This is a genomic window from Streptomyces purpureus (genome assembly GCF_014648195.1).
Classification (GTDB): Bacteria; Actinomycetota; Actinomycetes; order Streptomycetales; family Streptomycetaceae; genus Streptomyces; species Streptomyces purpureus.
In genome coordinates, this window is record NZ_BMQQ01000035.1 from 34,422 (window position 1) to 55,651 (window position 21,230).

Here is a 21,230-nt window from a genome sequence, read left to right on the forward strand (position 1 = left end):
GAGGCCGCCGGGCCGGCGGCCCTCCCAGGGGCGCCAGGCGCCGGACCGGCGGACTGGGGCGGTCAGGTGCCGGACGGGCGGGCCGCCTCGGCGTCGGCCGCGGCGAGGACGCCGGCCAGCAGGCCGGGGAAGAGCGCCTCGAGGTCGTCACGGCGTATGCCGTTCATCTTGGCCGTCCCCCGGTAGGTCTGCCGGATCACCCCGCTCTCGCGCAGGACGCGGAAGTGGTGCGTGGTGGTCGACTTGGTGACCGGCAGGTCGAAGTACGAGCAGGACAGCTCGTCCTCGGCCGCGGCCAGTTCACGGACCACCTGGAGCCGGACAGGGTCGGCGAGCGCGTGCAGGACGCCCTCCAGGCGGATCTCGGCGCGCGTGGGGTGCTCGAGAGAGCGGGGGGTGGCGGCGGTGGTCACTGCGGCTCCACTTCGTCCGGGGACTCCATTGTACGAGACCCATCGTAGTTTGACAGTCGCCGTACTACGATGGGTATCGTACAAGCGTGAGCCGGGAGCCCTCGGTTCCCCCGCCCCGTCGTGAAGTGGAGTCCGCCGTGAGCGCCCTGTTCGAGCCTTACACCCTGCGGTCGCTGACCATTCCCAACCGCGTCTGGATGGCTCCGATGTGCCAGTACTCGGCCGAAGTCTTCGGCCCGAACGCGGGCGTCGCCCATGACTGGCACTTCGCGCACTACGCCGCCCGGGCCGCCGGCGGCACCGGACTGATCCTGGTGGAGGCCACCGCCGTCTCCCCCGAGGGCCGGATCAGCCCCGCCGACCTCGGACTGTGGAACGACACCCAGATCAAGCCCCTCCGCCGGATCGCCGCGTTCCTGAAGGAGCGCGGGACCGTTCCCGGCATCCAGCTCGGACACGCCGGCCGCAAGGCCTCGACCCGGCGCCCCTGGGAGGGCCGCGGTCCGGTGGCGCCCGAGGACCACGGCTGGCAGCCGGTCGCCCCGAGCCCGGTGCCGTTCGGCGAGGGGTACCCCGTACCGACCGAGCTGACGACGGACGGGATCAAGGAGATCGTGGGGAAGTTCAGGGCGGCGGCCGAGCGGGCCCTGGCGGCCGGCTTCGAGGTGCTGGAACTGCACGGCGCCCACGGCTACCTGATCGGCGAGTTCCTCTCCCCGCACAGCAACCGCCGCACCGACGAGTACGGCGGCTCCTTCGAGAACCGCACCCGCCTCGCCCTCGAAGTGGTCGACGCGGTGCGCGAGGTGTGGCCCGGGGAACTGCCGCTGTTCTTCCGGATCTCCGCCACCGACTGGCTGGAGGAGGGCGGCTGGGGCGGTGACGACACGGTCCGCCTCGCCCGCCTGCTCAAGGAGCACGGCGTGGACCTGCTCGACGTGTCGAGCGGCGGCAACGTCAAGGACGCCTCGATTCCGGTCGGGCCCGGCTACCAGGTGCCGTTCGCCGCGCGGGTGAAGGCCGAGACGGACCTGCCGGTCGCGGCCGTGGGCCTGATCACCGACACCGCGCAGGCCGAGAAGATCGTCGCCAACGGTGAGGCTGACGCGGTCCTGCTCGGCCGGGAACTGCTGCGCAACCCGTCGTGGGCACTGCACGCCGCCCGGGAGCTCGGCGCCCGGACGGCCACCCCCGACCAGTACGCCTGGGCGATCTGATCCACCCCTGGACCGGCCCGGTCGTCCGCCGCGAAGGCGGACACGACCGGGCCGACCTGCGTAAACGACGGCTCCAAGGGCCGTTGTCAGTGGCCGGGTGCAGACTTGCCCCTATCCGAGACAACGGCGTTTTGGAGGTGTCGGCGATGTCCGACGTACTACTCGCGGTAGGTACTCGTAAGGGGCTTTTCCTCGGCCGCAGGCGCGGCGGCCGGTGGAAGCTGGACGGCCCGTTCTTCAACGCGCAGGCCGTGTACGCGATCGGCATCGACACGCGCCGGGACGTGCCGAGACTGCTCGTCGGGGGAGACAGCTCGCACTGGGGTCCTTCGGTGTTCCACTCCGACGACCTCGGCGCGAACTGGACCGAGCCGAAGCGGCAGGCGATCAAGTTCCCCAAGGACACGGGTGCTTCGCTGGAGCGTGTCTGGCAGCTTCAGCCGGCCGGGCCCGAGCAGCCGGACGTGGTGTTCGCGGGCACGGAGCCGGCCGCGCTCTTCCGCTCCGAGGACCGCGGCGAGACCTTCGAGCTGGTGCGGCCGCTGTGGGAGCACCCCACCCGGTCCCGGTGGGAGCCGGGTGGCGGCGGCGAGGCCGTGCACACCGTCGTGACCGACCCGCGGGCCCCCGAGGCCCTGACGGTGGCCGTGTCGGCGGCCGGGGTGTTCCGCTCCCTGGACGGCGGGGACAGCTGGGCTCCGTCCAACAAGGGGGTCTCGGCGGTCTTCCTGCCCGATCCGCATCCGGAGTTCGGCCAGTGCGTGCACAAGATCGCCCAGGACGCGGGCAACGCGGACCGGCTGTACCTCCAGAACCACTGGGGGGTGTACCGCAGCGACGACGCAGGCGGCAGCTGGACCGACATCGGTGAGGGACTGCCCTCCGACTTCGGCTTCGCGGTCGCCGCCCATCCCCACCGGCCCGACGTGGCCTATGTGTTCCCCATCAACGCCGACGAGGACCGGGTCCCGGCGGGACGGCGGTGCCGGGTCTACCGTACGGGTGACGCGGGCCGCAGCTGGGAGCCGCTGTCGGCCGGGCTGCCCGACGGCGACCACTACGGCACGGTGCTGCGGGACGCGATGCGTACGGACGACGCGGATCCGGCGGGCGTCTACTTCGGCAACCGCAACGGCGAGGTGTACGCGAGCGCGGACGACGGTGACAGCTGGCAGCAGGTGGCCGCGCATCTGCCGGACGTGCTGTGCGTACGGGCGGCGGTGATCGGCTGAGCGCCGCCCCGAGCGGGTCGGGAGAGTACGGCTGCGCCAGTAGAGTGACGGCGTGGCAGCACGACCCTTGAAAGAAATCGTCGAGCCGGGGTGGGCGGAAGCCCTCGCACCCGTGGCCGAACGCATCGCGTCCATGGGCGACTTCCTCCGCGGGGAGATCGCGGCGGGACGGACCTACCTACCGGCCGGAGCGCATGTCCTGCGCGCCTTCCAGCAGCCCTTCGACGAGGTGCGGGTCCTCATCGTCGGCCAGGACCCGTACCCGACTCCGGGACACGCGGTGGGGCTCAGCTTCTCGGTGGCCCCGGAGGTACAGCCCCTGCCGGGAAGCCTGGAGAACATCTTCCGCGAGATGCACACCGACGTGGGCGCGCCGAGGCCGTCCAACGGCGACCTGACCCCTTGGACACGGCAGGGGGTGCTGTTGCTCAACAGGGCGCTCACGACGGCGCCGCGCAAGCCTGCCGCGCACCGCGGCAAGGGGTGGGAGGAGGTGACCGAGCAGGCCATCAAGGCGCTCGCCGCACGCGGCAAGCCACTGGTGTCCGTGCTGTGGGGGCGTGATGCCCGCAATCTGCGCCCGCTGCTCGGGAACCTGCCGGCGATCGAGTCGTCGCACCCTTCGCCGATGTCCGCGGACCGGGGGTTCTTCGGCTCACGCCCGTTCAGCCGCGCCAACGACCTGCTGGTCCGTCAGGGGGCGCAGCCGGTCGACTGGCGCCTCCCGTGAGACCGGCGGCCGCGTCCGGCTGGGTGCTCGGGGTCGACTCGGGCGGCTCCGGGCTGCGGATCGCCCTCGCGGACGCGGCCACGGGCACGCCGGTGGAGACCGTCTCCTCCCGGGAGCCGGTACGGACGGGCGCGTCCGGGATCGACGCCGGGCACCTGCTGGCCCAACTGCTGCCCGCGGCCCGGGAGCTGCTGGCACGGGTGGGCGCCACGGCGGCGCCGCGACCGGACGCCCCGGTCCCGGGTGGTCCGGCGGCGGGGGCGGAGCTGGCCGCGGTGGCGGTCGGGGCCGCCGGGATGGCGACGCTCGGCGACGGGCTGCGGAGCGAGCTGCCCTCGGCCCTGGAGCGGGCGCTCGGGGTACGGCGCCTGGCGCTGGCCGCCGATGCCGTCACCGCGTACGCCGGGGCGCTCGGGCAGCGGCCCGGGGCGGTGGTCGCGGGCGGCACCGGCCTGATCGCCCTCGGCACGGACCTGTCGGCCGCGTCCGGGTGGCGCCGGGCGGACGGGTGGGGTCATCTGCTCGGGGACTGCGGCAGCGGCGCCTGGATCGGGCGGGCGGGCCTGGAGGCGGCGATGCGGGCGTTCGACGGGCGCCGCGGCGGCTCCGCGGCGCTTCTCGCGCGGGCCGGGGCGGCGTTCGGGACAGCGGCGGACGGGCTGCCCGGACTGCTGTACCCGCGCTCCGAGCGGCCGGCCGTCCTCGCGTCCTTCGCGCCCGAGGTGGCCGCCTGCGCGACGGACGGCGACCCGGTGGCCGCGGCCGTCCTGGCACGGGCCGCCGGGCACATCGCGGAGACGGCGGCGGCGGTGTGCCCGGATCCGGCGTCGACGGAGGCCGAGTGTGAAGTGGCCCTGACCGGAGGGCTGTTCAAGCTGGGCGAGCCGCTGCTCGTTCCGCTGCGGGCGGAGCTCGCCGGGCAACTCCCGCACGCCCGGCCGGTGTCGGCGCAGGGGGATCCGCTGACCGGTGCGCTGCGGATCGCCTCGGCCCTGGCCACCGGCGCGCTGCGGCTGCCTCAGGACGGCCGCATGCTCTGCGTACCGGCATTTCAGGGCAGTTGACCGGTACCGAACCCAACGGACAAAGCCGGACAGATGGCACGGGAATGCCCCCTCCCCGAGCAGTCCCAGGGGCAAAACCAGTAGCATGCGGCGCCATGAGCTCCCCCACTGGGCCCGCTTCCGGCCTGCCTGTACGAATGCCGCGACCCCGTCAGTCCGGGCGGCACCGTCGCCCTGAACCCGCGGCGGCCCCCGAGGGCGCACCCGCGCTCGTTCTCGCCGTTCCCGGCGCCCCGTCCGCGGCCGTGCGCAGCCTGGCCGAAGAGGTCGTCAGCATCGCGCGCTCCGAGCTGCCCGGCCTGGAGGCGGCCATCGGGTACCTGGACGGCGACGACGACGAGTACCCCACGCTGGCGACCGTGCTGACGCGGACCGCGGCCCTGCGCGTGGAGCGCTACGAGCTCGCCCAGGCCGCCGGCCGCGAGGTCGAGGAGCCCACCGGCCCGGACGCGGTCGTGGTGCCGCTGCTCGCGGGCCCGGACAGCGCGCTGGTGCGGGCGATACGCCAGGCCGTGACCGACAGCCGTGCCACCGCCCAGCTGACCGATGTGCTCGGCCCGCACCCGCTGCTCGCGGAGGCCGTGCACGTACGGCTCTCCGAGGCCGGTCTGGCCCGCGCCGACCGTGCCCGGCTGTTCACGGTCGCCACGGCGGCCGACGGCATCGTCCTGGCCACGGTGGGCGGCGAGGAGGCCGTGCAGGCCGCCGGTATCACGGGCATGCTGCTGGCCGCGCGCCTGGCGGTGCCGGTGATGGCCGCCGCGCTGGACCAGGAGGGTTCCATCACCGCGGTCGCGGAGCAGCTGCGCGGTTCGGGTTCGGCGCAGCTCGCGCTGGCCCCGTACCTGATCGGTCCTGAGCTGGCGGAGGGGCTGCTCGAGGACGCCGCGAAGGAGGCCGGCTGCCAGGCCGCCGAGCCGCTGGGCGCGTACCCGGCCATCGGCAAGCTGGTGCTGGCCCAGTACACGACCGCGCTCGGCATCCCGGCGCAGCCGCAGGGGGCACCGGTCCGCTGACCTGGCGGTTCGCTGGTACGTACGTGAGGGCCCGCACCGGATGTCCGGTGCGGGCCCTCACGCGTTGCGGCGGGGACAGTCAGCCGAGGACCACGCAGGAGGCCGCGGGGGCCTCCAGGGCGCCCTTACGCCGCGGCAGGCCGGTCTCGGGGTCGAGGTCGAACCAGGTCACGTCGCCGGAGCGCTCGTTGGCGACGTAGAGGCGGCGGCCCGAGGGGTCCAGGGCGAGGTCGCGGGGCCAGCGTCCGCCGCAGCCGACGGCGGCGACCGGGGCGGGCCGCTCACCGGCCGGGTCGAGCGCGAGGACGGCGATGCCGTCGTGGCCGCGTACGGCGGCCCAGAGGAAGCGTCCGTCGGGCGCGACGACGATCCCCGAGGGGTACCACCGCACCGTTCCAGCAGGGGTGTCCTCGGGGAGGACCGGGACCTCGTGGAGCGGCGTCAGGGCGCCCTTCTCCGCGTCCCAGCGGCAGACGGTGAGGGTGGGCGTCAGTTCGTTGAGGATGTAGGCGTACGTGCCGGAGGGGTGGAAGGCGAGGTGCCGTGGGCCCGAGCCGGGGCGCAGCCGGGCCTGGCTGTGGAGCCGGAGGGTGCCGCCCGAGGGGTCGAGGGCGGCGACGGTCACGCTGTCGGTGCCGAGGTCCACGGCGAGCACCCAGCGGCCGCTCGGGTCCGGAAGCACCTGGTGGGCGTGGGGCCCGCTCTGCCGGTCGGGGTCCGGGCCGCCGCCTTCGTGCCGGAGCACGTCGCGGGCGGGCCCGGGCGTGCCGTCCGGGGCGAGCGGCAGGGCGGTGACGCTGCCGGAGCCGTAGTTGGCGGTCAGGACGTGCCCCGCGGTGACGCACAGATGGGTGGGGCCTGAGCCCCGTACGGCCACCGGCTCGCCCAGCGGCCGGGGCCCAGGGCCGTCGACGGAGAAGGCCGCGACGGCCCCCTCCTCGGTCTCCGAGACGGCGTGGAGCACAGGCCGGGAGGGGTCGAGCGCGAGGTAGGAGGGGTCGGCGACGGCGTCCGTCCAGCCGGTCGGGGTGAGGGCGCCGGTCGCCTCGTCCACGGTCGCGGCGGTGATCCCTCGTCCGCCGGCCGAGGTGAACGAACCGATGTAGGCCCGTAGACCCGCCGTCTTCCCGTCTGTGCCGCCCATGGCGTCTCCCCTCTGCCCGGTCCGCGTGATCACGCCGACGGTAGCAGGCGGTCTAGACCAAAGAGGGGTGTTGGTGGCAAGAGGTCAGGCGGAGACCAGCGGGGCGCCCGGGGCGGAGCGCAGCGGGGTGGCCAGGTCGGCGAGCGCCCGCTCCAGGCCTTGGAGGTGGCCGAGCGCCGCCTCGGCGCCGGGGTGGTGGTGCGGGGCGGCCACCTCGCCCGGCGTGGGGCGTACCGGCTCGTCGGGGCTGACCAGCGCGTGGACGGCGGCCTCGACACGCCAGGCGGCGGCGACGAGCCGGGCGTCGTGCGAGGCGGCCGGGTCGGCCGCCACGGCGGACAGGCCGCGGATCTCCCGCGCGCAGGTGTCGAGCAGGGCGATGACCTGGCGCGCCCGTGCCTTGCGGGCCCGCAGGGGGCTGAGCGGGTGTACGAGCGGGGCGAGGGAGAGCCGTACGCGCCCGAGCAGCAGCTCCAGCTCGGCCGCGAGCGGCGCCGGGTCGGCCTCGGGGTCACCCGCGAGGCGCCGGGCGGCGGCGGCCGTGCAGGCGTGGACGCAGGTCAGGGCGCGCTGGATCCAGGCGTTGGTGGCGGCGTGCGTGGTGACGGGCAGGATCAGGGCGACACCGGCCACCGCGCCGAGGGCGCCCACCGCGGTCTCCTCGAAGCGCAGGAGGAGCAGCCCCGGGTGCAGAACACCGAGGAGTCCGTAGAGCAGCCCGGCCATCACGGTGACGAAGAACATCATCCAGCTGTAGGAGGGGGCGGCGGTGTAGAAGATGCCGAAGACGCAGACGGCGACCAGGAGGGCGGTGGGGCCGGGGGCGCCGCCCAGCGGTACGGCGATGAGCAGTCCGGCCGCGATGCCGATGACGGTGCCGAGGACCCGGCGGAAGCCGCGGACCAGCGTCTCGCCCCGCGACGTGGTGTTGACGAAGATCCACCAGGCGGTGCCGACGGCCCAGTACCAGCGCTCCTGGGAGAGCATCTGTCCGGCGGCGAGGGCGACCGCGCAGGCCACGGTGGCCTGGAAGGCCTGCCGGGTGGTCGGGCGGTCGAAGCCGCGGCCGGGCAGCGGGGTCGGTGCGGCGGGCGGTGGCACCCGCCGTTCGATGCACCAGACGCCGAAGCGGACGGTGGAGACGGCGGCGAGCGCCAGGGCCACGGCTCCGTACAGCTCCGGCAGCTGGGCCGGGAGCGCGTGCAGGAACTGCGTGACGAAGAACATCATGAACGCGAAGATGCCGAGCGCGTGGCCGCGCGGCCCCCAGCGGCGGGCGTACACACCGCAGAAGACGACCGCGAGCCAGACCGAGTCGCGTACGAGAGGGGCCCCGTGCACAGTGGTGGCCAGGGCGAGGACGGGGAAGCCGACGACAGGCAGCAGGGCCGTGGTGACGGCCTGACGGCGGACCGTCGGGTCGGCGACGGTGAACAGGGCGAGGAGGGCGGCGAGACCACCGGTGATGGAGGCGGTCAGGGAGAGCCCGGCGAGCTCGGCGGCGGCCACCGCGAGCGCGACACCCAGCACGGCACGGGTGGAGACGCGCAGCCGGACGCGTCCGGGGTCGGGGGCGACGAACATCCGCCGCACCGCGCCGACGAGGGCGGCGCCCCTCCCGGACCTGCTCTTGAAGCTGTTCTCGACGCTCGACGCGCCCTTCACGGCGGTCGTCCCGCCCCCACTGCCGAACACGCACACCCTTCGGGACTTCGGAGTTTTTCGGACATGGCAAAGGCGCCGCGGGTCCGGGGCCGGCTCCTTCGCCGGTCCGGCGCGTGCGCGGCGCCATCTACCCGACGATGGAAGCATCGGAGGCACCAGTGGCTCAACTGCCTCCTCGTACACTGAGCCATTGGTACAGTCACGGCGCTGACAGCCCGGCCGGAGGGAGGCCAACGGACCATGGCGGTGGATGAACTCGACACCCGCATCCTCCGGCTCCTCCTGGAGCGGCCGCGCACGAGCGTGCGGGAGTACGCGCGGATCCTCGGCATCGCGCGGGGCACGCTCCAGGCGCGGATCGACCGGCTGGAGCGGGACGGAGTGATCACGGGCACCGGTCCGTTCCTGTCGCCCGCCGCGCTCGGCCATCCAGTCCTCGCCTTCGTGCACATCGAGGTGACCCAGGGCCATCTGGACGAAGTCGGCGACGCACTGGCGGCCGTGCCGGAGATCGTGGAGGCGTTCTCGATCACCGGTGGCGGGGACCTGCTGACCCGGGTCGTCGCCCGGGACAACGGCCATCTGGAAGATGTGATCCAGCGGCTGATCCAGCTGCCCGGGGTGGTGCGGACGCGGACGGAGATGGCGCTGCGGGAGCGGGTGCCGTACCGGCTGCTGCCGCTGGTCGAGGCGGTCGGCCGGGCGTCGGGGCCGGGGCGGACGGCATGACCCTCACGGCGTCGGGGAGCCGTACGCCCAGCAGGACCGACCGGTGGGCCGCGCGTAGCCTGAAGGAGGAAGGCTGTCCTCGCGGCGGCGATGTCCGCCTGGGCAGCCGGCGAGGGAGATGACACGATGCCCGGTCTCATCAAGAGAAGCCTGAACACCCCTGACGAGACCCGCCCCTTCGAGGCGGGCATGGGCCAGCTCGAACTGGTCGACATGGAAGGCGCTTCGGTGGGGCGGGCCACGTTCCAGCCCGGCTGGCGCTGGTCCGAACATGTGAAGCCGATCGCCGGCACCGACAGCTGTGAAGCCTCGCACGTGGGCTACGTCGTGTCCGGCCGGATCAGGGTGCGGATGAACGATGGGGCGGAGGAGGAGTTCGGCCCCGGTGACAGCATGGTCTGCCCGCCCGGACACGACGCCTGGGTGGTCGGCGACGAACCGTGTGTGGCGCTCGACTGGCAGGGCTTCGTCGACTACGCCAAGCCTTCCGGCTGAGGCTCCCGCCCGGCGTCGGCACCCCGGTCGGCCCCCGCGCCCGCGCGTCCCGCTCGGCGGCCCGGCGCGCGAACCGGCCCCCATGGCGTACGACGCGCGCCGAGGACGAGCCCGCCGAGCAGCAGCCCGCCCGGTACGCCCCAGGTGACCAGGCGTGCGGTCAGCAGCAGCGGCCCGAGGGGCCGGGCGACGGTGACTCCTGTCCCGAAGGAGCGGATGACGAGGAACGAGGCGACGGCGGTGCTCGTGGCCGTGGCGAGGACGACGGCGGCCCCGCGCGGCCCCGCGCCGGTCGGCGATCCGGCCCAGCGGCACCCCGTCGCGTGGGCCATTTCGAGGTGGCGGCCGGATGGTGGAGCGTGATGTTCGACATGAACGAGCGCTCACCCGTTGTGCGGGGAGGCCGGGAGCTGATCAAGTGCGGTCATTGACCGTCGTCGCGCGCCCAGCTGGAGGCCCTGTTGTTCACGTCCGTGGACGATGTCACCGAGCGACTGGCCGCCACCGGCTATCTCGTCTCCCCCGCGGTCGCCACCACCGTCTTCCTCGCCGCCCGGCTCGGCAAGCCGCTGCTGGTCGAGGGCCCGGCCGGGGTCGGCAAGACCGGGCTGGCCAAGGCCGTCGCCGAGGCCGCCGCAGCCCGGCTGGTGCGGCTCCAGTGCTACGAGGGCGTCGACGAGGCCCGCGCGCTGTACGAGTGGAACCACGCCAAGCAGCTGCTGCGAATCACGGCGGGCCGCGACGAGAGCTGGGACGAGACCCGTACGGACATCTTCAGCGAGGAGTTCCTGCTGGCCCGGCCGCTGCTGACGGCCATCCGCGGAGACGAGCCGACGGTGCTCCTGGTCGACGAGATGGACAAGGCTGACGTCGAGGTCGAGGGGCTGCTGCTCGAGGTGCTGAGCGACTTCCAGGTCACGGTGCCGGAGCTGGGCACGATCACCGCGACCCGGCGGCCGTTCACCGTCCTCACCTCCAACGCCACCCGCGAACTGTCCGAGGCGCTGCGCCGCCGCTGCCTCTTCCTCCACATCGGTTTCCCGGAGGAGGAGTTGGAGCGCCGGATCGTCACCCTGAAGGTGCCCGGTCTCGACGAGACGCTGGCCCGTTCCGTGGTGCGGGTGGTGGGCGCGCTGCGGGCGATGGACCTGCGGAAGGTGCCGTCGGTCGCGGAGACGATCGACTGGGCGCGGACCCTGCTCGCGCTCGGCGCCGGCACGCTGGACGAGACCGTCGTACGCGACAGTCTCGGGGTGATCCTCAAGCACCAGGACGACATCGTGAAGGCGGCCACCTCCCTGGACCTGGACACGGTGTGAGCGTCCCGGACCGGCTGACCGGGCTGGTGGGGGCGCTGCGCGCGCACGGCGTACGGGTCGGTACGGGCGAGACGGTCGACGCGGCCCAGGTGGTGTCCGTGCTGGGGCTGGCCGACCGGGTCCGGCTGCGGGAGGGACTGGCGGCGGCGCTCCTGCACCACCAGGGGCAGCGGGCGGTGTTCGACCCGGTCTTCGACCTGTACTTCCCGCTCGGCGTCGGGGTACGGGAGGGCACGGGCCGCGCCCCGGACGAGGAGTTCGACACGGCCGCGCTGCGCGAGCGGCTCGCCGCAGCGCTGGCCGCCGACGACCGGGCGATGCTGGACCGGCTGGCGGGCGAGGCCGTGGACAGGCTCGGCGGCTACGGCAACTCCCCCGGCTCGGACGGCTGGTCGTCGTACCAGACCCTCTCGCGGCTGCGGCCGGAGACCCTGCTCGCGCGGGTGCGGGCGTCGGTGCGGCAAGGTGCGGGCGAGGCCGGCGGGGCGGAGTTCACCGACCGGCTCGTCGACGACGAGATCCGGCGCAGGATCGAGGCGTTCCGGGAGCGGGTACGGACCGAGGCGCGGCGGCGGGTCGCCGAGCGGCGCGGCACGGAGCTGATCGCGCGCCGGGCGGTGCGGCCGACCGCCGACCGGGTCGACTTCCTCGTGGCGGGCCGCGACCAGCTCACCGAGCTGCGCCGGACCGTGCAGCCGCTCGCCCGGAAGCTGGCCACCCGGCTCGCCGCGCGCCGCAGGCGGGCCGCCCGCGGCCGGATCGACCTGCGGCGGACCTTGCGCGGCTCGCTGTCGACGGGTGGGGTGCCGGTGCGGCCGGTGCTGCGCAAGCGCCGCCCGGGACGGCCGGAGTTGGTGCTGCTCTGTGATGTGTCCGGTTCGGTGGCAGGGTTCGCGAATTTCACGATGCTGCTGGTGCAGGCGGTACATGAGCAATTCAGCAAGGTGCGGGTGTTCGCCTTCGTCAACACCGTCGACGAGGTGACCGGGCTGCTCAGGCGCGGCTCGGCCGACCCCGAGGGGCTTGGTGAGCGCATCCTCGCGCAGGCGGCGGTGACGGGGTGGCACGAGCGCAGCGACTACGGCGCGGCACTCGGCGAGTTCGCCGAGCGCTACGCCGACGCGCTGGGCCCGCGTACCACCGTCTTCGTCCTCGGTGACGCGCGCACCAACATGCGGGACCCGAACCTGCCCGCCCTGCGGCACATCACCGACAAGGCCCGCCAGGTCCACTGGCTCAACCCCGAGCAGCGCTCCCTGTGGCCCACGGGAGACTCGGCCGCCGAGGCGTACGCGGCGCTGGCGACCATGCACGAGTGCCGCAACGCCCGGCAACTGGGCGCGCTGATCGGGCGGCTGCTGCCGGTCTGAGGGTCAGCGGGCGTCCCGCAGGAGCCGGAAGAACGTCCGCAGTTCGGCGGCCACCTGGTCCGGTTCCTCGTGGGCCATGAAGTGGCCGCCGCGCCCGGGGGTGGACCAGTGGCGCAGGTCGGTGCACTGGCGTTCGGCGAGGCTGCGGGGGTAGCCGGCGTAGGCGGGTTCATGGCTGAGGGTGACGGCCGCGGGCACGGTGATGGGCGGGACACGTTCGTTCAGGTGGTAGTCGTAGTACTGGCGGAAGGACGAGCCGATCGTGCCGGTGGCCCAGTAGAGGGGGGCGACGGTCAGGACGGTGTCCTTGTCCCAGCGGCTCTCCAGGTCGCCTCCGCAGTCGCTCCAGGCGCGGTATTTGTCGACGATCCAGGCGGCGAGTCCGGCCGGGGAGTCGGCGAGGGCCGCGGCGAGGGTGTCGGGCCGGGTGCACATGATCTCGCTGTAGCCCCGGTCGTCCGCGTCGTATGCGTCGAGGGCGTCGAGGTAGGCCTGTTCGGCGGCGGTCGGCGGCCGCCCGGCGGCGTCCGGGCCGGTCCGCCGCGCGTTCGGGCGCGCCTGGCCCGGCCTTCTGAGGAAGACTCCGGAGCGTGAGCGAGAGCGGAGCCGGCGGCGGGGCGGCAGGCAGCGCCGACGGCGGCCCCGGCCGGGAGACGTGGCTGACGCCCGGGGTCAAGGGCATCGGCTCCGCCAGCCTGCTCGCCGACGTCGGGCACGAGATCCCCACCGCGCTCCTGCCCTCCCTGCTGACCTCGACGCTCGGGGCGCCGGCCGCCGCGCTCGGGGCGATCGAGGGGGTATCGGACGCGCTCGCGGGCGCGGCGCGCTTCGCCGGGGGCGTACTGGCCGACGATCCGTCGCGGCGGCGGAAGGTGGCGGTGGGCGGGTACGCGGCCACCGCCGTGCTGGGTGCGGCGACGGCCGGGGCGACGGCCGTGTGGCAGGTCGGCGTCCTGCGGGCGGCGGCGTGGACGGCGCGGGGCATCCGGGTGCCGGCCCGTAACGCGCTGCTCGCGGACATCGTGCCGGTGAAGGCGTACGGACGGGCGTACGGCTTCGAACGGATGATGGACAACCTGGGCGCGATCCTCGGGCCGCTGCTCGCGCTCGGGCTGGTCGCCTGGCTCGGCGTGACCTGGGCCATCGGCCTGTCGGTGATCCCCGGGCTGCTCGCGGCCGCCGCGATCCTCTACGCGATCCGCCGCACGCCACGGCCCGTCCGCCGGAACCGGGTGCCGCTGCGGATCAGGGTGCGGCCGGTCCTGCGGGGCGACCTGGGGCGGCTGATGGGCGCGGTGGCGGCGTTCGAGGTCGGCAACGTGGCCGCGACGCTGCTGATCCTGCGCGCCTCCGAGCTGCTGGCGCCCGCGTACGGCACACGGACGGCGACCACGGTCGCGCTCGCCCTCTACACGGCGTACAACGTGGCCGCGGCGGCGGCTTCCGTCCCGGCGGGGCGGCTGTCGGACCGGCTGGGGGCGCGGGGGCCGGTGCTGGTGCTGGCGGGCGGGGTGGCGCTGTTCGGCGTGGCGTACGGGCTGTTCGCGGGCGCCGGGGACGCGGTGGCGGTGCTGGCCGTGCCGTTCGTCCTCGCCGGGGCCGGGATCGGGGCCGTGGAGACGGCCCAGCACTCGGCGGTGGCCGCGCTCGCCCCGCCTGAGGTGCGCGGGTCGGCGTTCGGGCTGCTCGCCACCGTCCAGTCCTTCGGCAATCTGGCCGCCTCCACCGTCGCCGGTGTCCTCTGGACGGCGTTCTCACCGGCGGCCGCGTTCCTGTATCTGACGGGCTGGATGGTGCTCGCGCTGCTTGGCCTGCTTGCCGCGGCCCGGCGCCGTACCGCCGTCTGATCCGCCGTCCGACCGCCTGGTCGGCGGTCGGGCGGCCATGGCCAAGCGGGGCACCAAGTGGGATCATTTGGACGAAAGGCCAATGAAGGGGGGCACCCCTGAAGGGGGCACGATGTCCGAGATCAGGGAAACCATCGACATCTCCCGTCGGCCCGAAGAGGTCTTCTCCTATGTGACCGACCCTTCCCATCTGCCCGAATGGCAGGAGAGCGCCGTCTCGGCCCAGCCGCTGGGCGACACCCCGATGGCCGTGGGCTCCAAGGTCGCCGTGACCCGGCGGGTGGGCAAGCGGGAGTTCCCCATGACCATGCAGATCACCGAGATGGATCCACCGCGGTACTGGCACATGAAGGGCATCGACGGCCCGGTGCGCGGGGACGTGCGGGGCACGATCGAGCCACTGGAGGGCGGAACGCGCTCCCGGCTGACCCTCGCCCTGGACTTCGAGTCGCACGGCATCGGGAAGGTTCTCGTCCCGCTGGTCGTCCGGCCGCACGCCCGCAAGGAGATGCCGAAGAACGAGCAGCGTCTGAAGGGGCTGCTGGAGCGGACCGCCGCGTAGCCGCGCGGACACACGACAGTCCCCGGCATTCCTGCTCCACTCCGAGGGTCGTCAGCCGTCGCTGACGGCTCCCTCGTGGGCAGGATCTGCCGGGGGCCTGGCCAGAGCCGAGACAAGGGTCACGCGGGCTTCGGGACGTCTCCCTCAGCGGGTGCGGCTCTCTCTGGTTGTCTGGTGTAATGACGAGTTTCCTCCCTATTTGACACAAGTCAAGAGGGAAGGCCGTTTTTTCATTTGCTGTGCTTTTCAGCACGGTTGTCGAGGTTCTCGGTGCTACAAATAAGACTGTGGGCGATCCTCGCAACCCGTGCCAGGCGCGATGGTGCGGTCACTGACCGGGCATCCGCGCAGCGTCGCCGGGCAGGTGTTCATCCTCCAGGTGGCGGTCGTGGTGCTGCTCGCCGCCGGAGCGGTGCTCGCGCTGGTGCTCCAGAGCCGCAGCGACGTCGACCGTGAGGCCCGGAACCGTTCGGTGGGTGTGGCCCAGACCTTCGCCCACTCCATCGGACTGCGTGAGGCCCTCAAGGCCCCGGACCCGTCCGCGATCCTGCAACCGCTGACGGAGGAGACCCGCAGAAGCGCCGGGGTCGACTTCATCGTGGTCATGGACACCGAAGGCATCCGCTACACCCACCCCCAGCCCGACCGCATCGGCCAGCGGTTCGTGGGCACGATCGAGCCGTCGCTCGCCGGTGAGGTGCACACCGAGAGCGTGCGCGGGCCGCTGGGGGACGAGATACAGGCCATCGTGCCGGTGTTCGACGAGGGCAAGGTCGTCGCCCTGGTCTCGGCCGGACTCACCGTGCAGAACGTCACCGACGTGGTCGACCGGCAGCTCCCGGTCATCCTCGGCGTCAGCGCGGCCGGGCTCGCCCTGGCCACGGTCGGCACCGCACTCATCACCCGGCGGCTGCGACGGCAGACCCACGGCCTGGGGCCGCTGGAGATGACCCGGATGTACGAGCACCACGACGCCGTCCTGCACGCCGTCCGCGAGGGCGTGGTGATCACCGACGGGGACGCCCGGCTGGTCCTCGCCAACGACGAGGCACGACGGCTGCTCGGGCTGCCCCGGGACGCCGAAGGCCGCCCGATCCGGGAGCTCTCCGAGCTCGACCAGCACATGGCCGAGCTGCTGCTGTCCGGCCGGGTGGCCACCGACGAGGTCATGGCGGCGGGAGACCGGCTCCTCGTGGTGAACCAGCGGCCCACCGTGCCCCGCGGCCAGCCGGAGGGGGCCGTGGTCACCATCCGCGACTCCACCGAGATGCGCGTCCTCAGCAGCCGCGCCGAGCTGGCGCGCAGGCGGCTGAAGCTGCTCTACGACGCCGGGGTCGGCGTCGGCACCAGCCTGGACGTGGTGCGTACGGCCGAGGAGCTGGCCGCCGTGGCCGTGCCCCGGTTCGCCGACTTCATCACCGTCGACCTGGCCGAGCCGGTGCTGCAGGGGGACGAGCCGAGTGGCACCAACATGCCGCTGCGGCGGTCGGCGGTCAGCGGTATCCGGGACGACTCGCCGCTCTACCCCAGCGGGCGGCTGATCGACTTCCTGCCGTCCACCCCGCAGGCCCGCGGCTTCGGCACCGGCCAGGCGGAGGTCGTAACGGACCTGCACGAGGCGCCGGGGTGGTTCGCGCAGGACCCGCCGCGGGCGCAGGCCATCCTCGACTACGGCATCCACTCGCTGATCACGGCCCCCCTCAAGGCCCGGGGCGTGATGCTCGGTGTGGTCAACTTCTGGCGCTCGCAGAAGCCGGAGCCGTTCGACAACGACGATCTGTCCCTCGCCGAGGAGCTGACCGCGCGCGCCGCGGTCAGCATCGACAACGCCCGCCGCTTCACCCGCGAGCACGCGATGGCCGTGACGCTCCAGCGCAGTCTGCTGCCGCGCGCGCTGCCCGAGCAGAGCGCCGTGGAGGTGGCGCACTTCTACCAGCCGGCCCAGTCCGGGGTGGGCGGCGACTGGTTCGACGTGATCCCGCTGCCGGGCAGCCGGGTCGCGCTGGTGGTCGGCGATGTCGTCGGGCACGGCCTGCACGCCGCCGCCACCATGGGCCGGCTGCGGACCGCCGTGCACAACTTCTCCGCCCTCGACCTGGCGCCCGACGAGCTCCTCGCCCACCTCGACGACCTCGTGCAGCGCATCGACCACGGCGCCGAGAGCGGCGACAGCGGCGGCCTGCTGGGCGCGACCTGTCTGTACGCCGTCTACGACCCGGTGTCCCGGCGCTGTGTGGTGGGCCGGGCCGGGCATCCGCCGCCGCTGGTGGTCCGGCCCGACGGCACGGTGGACGTGCCCCCGGTCCCGGCCGGGCAGCCGCTCGGCGTGGGCGGGATGCCGTTCGAGACGGCGGAGCTGGAGCTGAGCGAGGGCAGCCAGCTCGTCTTCTACACCGACGGGCTGGTCGAGGACCGCACCCGCGACATCGACCAGGGACTTGACCTGCTGCGCGAGGCGCTGAGCGGGCCGGGCCGGGACCCGCAGGAGAGCTGCCGGGCCGCCCTCGACGTCCTCCTGCCGGAACGGCCCCGGGACGACGTGGCACTGCTCGTGGCCCGGACCCGGACCCTCGGCCCCGACCAGGTCGTGGAGTGGGCCGTACCGTTCGAGCCGAGCGCGGTCGGCGCCATGCGGGCGGTCGTCGCGGAGAAGCTGACCGAATGGGGGCTGTCGGAGCTCGCGTTCGGTACGGAGCTGATGCTCAGCGAGCTGATCACCAACGCGATCCGGCACGGCTCGGCGCCGGTGCGGGTGCGGCTCCTGCGGGACCGCACCCTGACGTGCGAGGTCGCCGACGGCAGCAACACCTCGCCGCATCTGCGGTACGCCGCCACCACCGACGAGGGCGGGCGCGGACTCTTCCTCGTGGCGCAGTTCAGCCGGCGCTGGGGGACCCGCTACACACCGGAGGGCAAGGTCATCTGGGCCGAGCAGCCGCTGCCGGGCTCCTCCGAGGAGCCGGAGGGCCCCTACCCCGACTTCTTCGACATCGACTCGGTCGAGCCGATCTGAGCGCCTGCCCGCCCGGGGTCAGCTGCGGATGCCCGGGAGGGTACGGGCCAGCAGCACCGCCACGTCGTCCTGCGCCGGGTGCGGCAGCAGCCGGTCCAGGATGCCGTCGCAGAGCTCCTCCAGCGGCCGGCCGACCTGCCGCAGCGCCTGTCCGAGCTGGGCCATGCCCTGGTCGAGGTCGCGGCCGCGGGCCTCGATGAGGCCGTCGGTGTACAGGGCGAGGAGGCTGCCGGGCGGCAGCGGCACCTGCTCGGTCCTGAAGTCGTGCCCGCCGGTGCCCAGCGGGGTGCCCTGGGGCCCGTCGAGGAAGGCGATCGTGCCGTCCGGGCCGACCACGGCGGGTGGCGGGTGTCCGGCCCGGGCGATCACGCAGACGCCGGTGGCCGGGTCGTGGACGGCGTAGACGCAGGTCGCCATCTCGTCCTCGCCGAGGTCGGCGACGACCGCGTCGAGGGAGCTCAGCATCCGCTCGGGGGGAATGTCGTGCCGGGCGAGGGTGCGGACCGCGGTGCGCAGCTGCCCCATGACGGCGGCCGCGTGGATGCCGTGGCCCATCACGTCGCCGATGACCAGGCCGGTCCTGCCCTCGGGCAGGGTGATGACGTCGAACCAGTCGCCGCCCACGTCGTGGGCGCTGGCGGGCAGGTAGCGCCCGGTGAGTTCCAGTCCGGTGACGTCCGGCAGGGCGCTGTTGGTGAGGCTGCGCTGGAGGGTGAGGGCGGCGGCCCGCTGGGTGGTGTACATCCGGGCGTTGTCGATGTTGAGGGCGGCGCGGGCGACGAGTTCGTCGATGAGCACGCAGTCCTGCTGGTCGAAGGGTTCGCGGCCACGGACGCGGGTGACCGCCACGGCCCCGAGCACCTTGCCGCGGGCGACCAGCGGTACGAGCCGGGCGGAGCCGATGTGGGTGGTGAGGTACGTCCGCAGCGCTTCGGCGCGGGGCTCCTTGATCAGGGCTGGTACGTCTGAGGTGTACAGGTTCATCGGCACGCCGTCGTGGATGACCTGCTCGTACACCGAGCCGAGCGGGATCTGGATGGTCTGGCCCGCGGCGAGCTTGGCCGTCGGGGCCGTGGGGTCGGGGAAGCGGGCAGCGAGACGGCGCAGTACGCCCCGGGTGGAGGCGGCCGACTCGTCGGGTTCGAGGACCGATTCCAGCATCTGTACGTCGGCGGAGTCGGCGAGCTGGGGCACGAGGACCTGGACGACCTCCTCGGCGGTCTGGTGCAGGTCGAGGGTGGTGCCGATCCGCGCCCCGGCCTCGGCGAGGAGGGCGAAGCGGTGCCGGGCCCGTTCGGCGTCGATCTGCGCCTGCTCGCTGTCGGTGATGTCGATCAGGGAGGCGATCAGACCGAGCCGTCGTCCGGCGTTGTCGAGGAGGGGCGCGTACGAGCAGGACCAGGTCCGGTCGCGGTCGGGGTCGGCGGCGGTGCGGCCGGTGCGGCGGGCGTCCACGACGGCCGTGCCGCGTTCCAGGACCTGCCACATCATCGACTCCAGAGCGGTGGCGTTGACGCCTGGCACCACCTCGGTGAGGCGTTTGCCGAGGTGGGCGGCGGCGGAGACGCCGTTCATCCGGGCCAGGGCGTCGTTGACGCGCAGGAAGCGCAGGTCGGGGCCGAGGGTGGCGAGCCCGATCGGCGACTGGGTGAACAGGCTCTCCAGGGCGGCCAGGGAGTCGCGCATGCGCAGGACCTCGGAGGTCTCCACGGCGATCAGCATGGCGCCGGGACTGCCCTGCGGGTCGCGCGCGGGCACGATCCACATCTCCATCGTGACGTCGTGGCCGTCGCGGTGGCGTACGGGCAGGGTGCCGACGACGGTCTCGCCTGCCTGGACGCGGCGGGTCAGCTGGCCGGCGAGTTCGCGGTTGGCCTCGGGGACGAGGAGAGGGGTGGCGGGGCGGCCGATGACGTCCTCGGGCCGGTAACCGAGCAGGTCCTGCGCGGCCAGCGACCACTCCACGACACGGCCGTGGGTGTCCTCGCGCCACAGGGCTATCGGCAGGAGCTCTCGGAGCACGCCCGCGTACCCGACAGCCGCCATGTGCTGGTCCGGTACCTCGCTCGTCGACTGATGAGTGTCCAACGCAACGACCTAACCCCGGGGGGCGCATTTCCTCTCGAATCACCCTATCCGAGACATCGTGTGGGGGCGCTCCCCAGGCCCGCCGAGCAGTGCCCGTCGGCCGTGTCGACGTGCGGACCGCCGGAGCCGGGAGCAGGATGGTCGCGATTCCCCCCTCCGATTCCGGCAGGAGCCGCCCCATGCTCGAACGCACCCACCGCAAGGACCGGACCGAGGTCACCTTCGTCCTTCCGGCCGACAACCCGCCGGGGCCGGTGAGCGTGGTCGGCGACTTCAACGGCTGGGATCCGCACGCCCACCCCCTCAAGGCCACGGCCGACGAGCGGCGGGCCGTCACCATCGCCCTGCCGAGCAGCAGCAGCCACTCCTTCCGCTATCTGGCCGCGGGCGACTACTGGTTCAACGACGAGTCCGCCGACGGTCAGGACGGCCCGAACAGCCGCCTGCACACCTGATTCACCGAACGGACCCGCACCGAGGGAAGGAGGGGTGGCCATGGTGCTGGTGAAGTCGGAGGTGCTCGGCGCGCCCTGCTGGCTGAGCCTGATGGCCCGCGACCTGGAGGCGGCGGAGCGCTTCTACAGCGCGGTCCTGGGGTGGAGGTTCCGGCGGGGCGCGATGGGACAGGTGTTCTCCGTGGCCGAGCTGGACGGCGTGCCGGTGGCGGGCATCGGGGCGCTGGCCGGCGAGCTGGCCGTGCCGGTGTCCTGGATGCCGTACTTCACCGTCGACGACGCCGACGCCGCCGCCTCACGTGTCAGGGAGCGCGGCGGGACCGTCGGCGTGGGCCCGGTCTCCTTCCCTCCGGGAGGCCGGGCGGCCCTCGTGTCCGACCCCGAGGGCGCGGCCTTCGGGGTCTGGGAGGGGCGCGTCCTCGCCGAGTGGCGGGTGGGCGACGGGGAGGCGCCCGCCTGGCTGGAGCTGCACACCCGCAACGCCTTCGACGCGGCCATGTTCTACGGCGAGGTCCTGGAGTGGGGCCAGGACACCCACGACGGCGCGGGCTCCTGCGAGGTCTCCTACGAGGAGGACCGGGTGGTCCTGCGCAACGACGGCCAGGCGGTGGCCCGGCTGAACAGCGGCCCGGTGGAGGAGGCGGCTCCGAAGCCGCAGCTGCGGCCGCGCTGGCTGGTCCACTTCAAGGTCCCGGCCCTCGAACCGGCCAAGGCCGCGGCGGTCGAGCACGGCGGCGGTGTCGTCGAGGGCACCGGCTGGGGCGACGGGCATCGGCTGACCCTGCGCGACCCCGACGGCGGCCTGTTCACCCTCGACGAGTCGACGAGGGCCGGCTGACCGCGCCGGACAAGCCTCAGGCCTGTACGCGAA

At 73.6% G+C, this 21,230-nt stretch carries 20 protein-coding genes; 14 read left to right on the plus strand and 6 right to left on the minus strand.

Going from position 1 to position 21,230, the window contains the following annotated elements; genetic code table 11:
- Positions 1-62 precede the first annotated feature (62 nt).
- Positions 63-413 carry an ArsR/SmtB family transcription factor gene (locus IEZ01_RS30415; protein WP_019884342.1) on the minus strand — a complete coding sequence of 117 codons (351 nt, stop codon included), beginning with the start codon at positions 411-413 and terminating at the stop codon, positions 63-65.
- A gap of 137 nt (positions 414-550) precedes the next feature.
- Here IEZ01_RS30415 and IEZ01_RS30420 point away from each other — a divergent pair, with 137 nt between their 5' ends.
- The 5 genes from IEZ01_RS30420 (at position 551) to IEZ01_RS30440 (ending at position 5,672) form a co-directional block, all read left to right on the plus strand.
- Positions 551-1,630, plus strand: coding sequence for an NADH:flavin oxidoreductase/NADH oxidase (locus IEZ01_RS30420; protein ID WP_028797241.1), 1,080 nt, complete (start codon positions 551-553; stop codon positions 1,628-1,630).
- Positions 1,631-1,776: 146 nt separating this feature from the next.
- Positions 1,777-2,862 carry a WD40/YVTN/BNR-like repeat-containing protein gene (locus tag IEZ01_RS30425; RefSeq protein WP_189204925.1) on the plus strand — a complete coding sequence of 362 codons (1,086 nt, stop codon included), beginning with the start codon at positions 1,777-1,779 and terminating at the stop codon, positions 2,860-2,862.
- Positions 2,863-2,914: 52 nt separating this feature from the next.
- Positions 2,915-3,592, plus strand: coding sequence for a uracil-DNA glycosylase (locus tag IEZ01_RS30430; RefSeq protein WP_028797242.1), 678 nt, complete (start codon positions 2,915-2,917; stop codon positions 3,590-3,592).
- Positions 3,577-4,656, plus strand: a complete 1,080-nt coding sequence (locus tag IEZ01_RS30435) for an N-acetylglucosamine kinase (RefSeq protein ID WP_444545497.1) — start codon at positions 3,577-3,579, stop codon at positions 4,654-4,656. The genes IEZ01_RS30430 and IEZ01_RS30435 overlap by 16 nt, the downstream gene beginning before the upstream one ends.
- A 95-nt stretch (positions 4,657-4,751) precedes the next feature.
- On the plus strand, positions 4,752-5,672 hold the full coding sequence (locus IEZ01_RS30440) for a sirohydrochlorin chelatase (RefSeq protein ID WP_028797243.1): 921 nt from the start codon (positions 4,752-4,754) through the stop codon (positions 5,670-5,672).
- A 79-nt stretch (positions 5,673-5,751) separates the two neighbouring features.
- On the opposite strand, the gene IEZ01_RS30445 is transcribed toward IEZ01_RS30440, so the two are convergent.
- Positions 5,752-6,816, minus strand: a complete 1,065-nt coding sequence (locus tag IEZ01_RS30445; RefSeq protein WP_019884348.1) for a lactonase family protein — start codon at positions 6,814-6,816, stop codon at positions 5,752-5,754.
- A gap of 84 nt (positions 6,817-6,900) precedes the next feature.
- A complete protein-coding gene (locus IEZ01_RS30450; protein WP_028797244.1) occupies positions 6,901-8,400 on the minus strand; it encodes an FUSC family protein in 1,500 nt (499 codons plus the stop codon).
- A gap of 321 nt (positions 8,401-8,721) precedes the next feature.
- Here IEZ01_RS30450 and IEZ01_RS30455 point away from each other — a divergent pair, with 321 nt between their 5' ends.
- On the plus strand, positions 8,722-9,210 hold the full coding sequence (locus IEZ01_RS30455) for an Lrp/AsnC family transcriptional regulator (protein ID WP_019884351.1): 489 nt from the start codon (positions 8,722-8,724) through the stop codon (positions 9,208-9,210).
- A gap of 126 nt (positions 9,211-9,336) precedes the next feature.
- On the plus strand, positions 9,337-9,705 hold the full coding sequence (locus IEZ01_RS30460) for a cupin domain-containing protein (RefSeq protein WP_028797245.1): 369 nt from the start codon (positions 9,337-9,339) through the stop codon (positions 9,703-9,705).
- Here IEZ01_RS30460 and IEZ01_RS30465 read toward each other — a convergent pair.
- Positions 9,684-10,037 carry a hypothetical protein gene (locus IEZ01_RS30465; RefSeq protein ID WP_019884355.1) on the minus strand — a complete coding sequence of 118 codons (354 nt, stop codon included), beginning with the start codon at positions 10,035-10,037 and terminating at the stop codon, positions 9,684-9,686. The genes IEZ01_RS30460 and IEZ01_RS30465 overlap by 22 nt on opposite strands.
- Positions 10,038-10,166: 129 nt before the next feature.
- Between IEZ01_RS30465 and IEZ01_RS30470 the strand changes: the two genes are divergently transcribed.
- Positions 10,167-11,024: an AAA family ATPase gene (locus IEZ01_RS30470; protein WP_019884356.1), complete on the plus strand. Its 858-nt coding sequence runs from the start codon at positions 10,167-10,169 to the stop codon at positions 11,022-11,024.
- The gene (locus IEZ01_RS30475) at positions 11,021-12,394 is read left to right on the plus strand and encodes a VWA domain-containing protein (RefSeq protein WP_019884357.1); all 1,374 of its coding nucleotides are present in this window, start codon (positions 11,021-11,023) and stop codon (positions 12,392-12,394) included. The genes IEZ01_RS30470 and IEZ01_RS30475 overlap by 4 nt, the downstream gene beginning before the upstream one ends.
- Positions 12,395-12,397: 3 nt before the next feature.
- Here the strand turns inward: IEZ01_RS30475 and IEZ01_RS30480 are convergent, their stop codons facing one another.
- Positions 12,398-12,829, minus strand: coding sequence for a hypothetical protein (locus IEZ01_RS30480; RefSeq protein ID WP_229833294.1), 432 nt, complete (start codon positions 12,827-12,829; stop codon positions 12,398-12,400).
- Positions 12,830-12,984: 155 nt separating this feature from the next.
- On the opposite strand from IEZ01_RS30480, the gene IEZ01_RS30485 reads away from it, so the two are divergent.
- The 3 genes from IEZ01_RS30485 to IEZ01_RS30495 all read left to right on the plus strand — a co-directional run bounded on the left by IEZ01_RS30485 (position 12,985) and on the right by IEZ01_RS30495 (position 17,816).
- A complete protein-coding gene (locus IEZ01_RS30485; protein WP_189204927.1) occupies positions 12,985-14,241 on the plus strand; it encodes an MFS transporter in 1,257 nt (418 codons plus the stop codon).
- A 112-nt stretch (positions 14,242-14,353) separates the two neighbouring features.
- On the plus strand, positions 14,354-14,803 hold the full coding sequence (locus IEZ01_RS30490; RefSeq protein WP_019884361.1) for an SRPBCC family protein: 450 nt from the start codon (positions 14,354-14,356) through the stop codon (positions 14,801-14,803).
- A 319-nt stretch (positions 14,804-15,122) separates the two neighbouring features.
- Positions 15,123-17,816, plus strand: a complete 2,694-nt coding sequence (locus IEZ01_RS30495) for a SpoIIE family protein phosphatase (protein ID WP_019884362.1) — start codon at positions 15,123-15,125, stop codon at positions 17,814-17,816.
- Positions 17,817-17,834: 18 nt separating this feature from the next.
- On the opposite strand, the gene IEZ01_RS30500 is transcribed toward IEZ01_RS30495, so the two are convergent.
- Positions 17,835-19,862 carry a SpoIIE family protein phosphatase gene (locus tag IEZ01_RS30500; RefSeq protein WP_229833295.1) on the minus strand — a complete coding sequence of 676 codons (2,028 nt, stop codon included), beginning with the start codon at positions 19,860-19,862 and terminating at the stop codon, positions 17,835-17,837.
- Between the two features lie 221 nt (positions 19,863-20,083).
- On the opposite strand from IEZ01_RS30500, the gene IEZ01_RS30505 reads away from it, so the two are divergent.
- Together IEZ01_RS30505 and IEZ01_RS30510 are read left to right on the plus strand one after the other, a co-directional pair.
- Complete coding sequence (locus IEZ01_RS30505; protein WP_019884365.1) at positions 20,084-20,359, plus strand: isoamylase early set domain-containing protein; 276 nt, start codon at positions 20,084-20,086, stop codon at positions 20,357-20,359.
- A gap of 40 nt (positions 20,360-20,399) precedes the next feature.
- Complete coding sequence (locus IEZ01_RS30510) at positions 20,400-21,197, plus strand: VOC family protein (RefSeq protein ID WP_019884366.1); 798 nt, start codon at positions 20,400-20,402, stop codon at positions 21,195-21,197.
- Positions 21,198-21,230 lie beyond the last annotated feature (33 nt).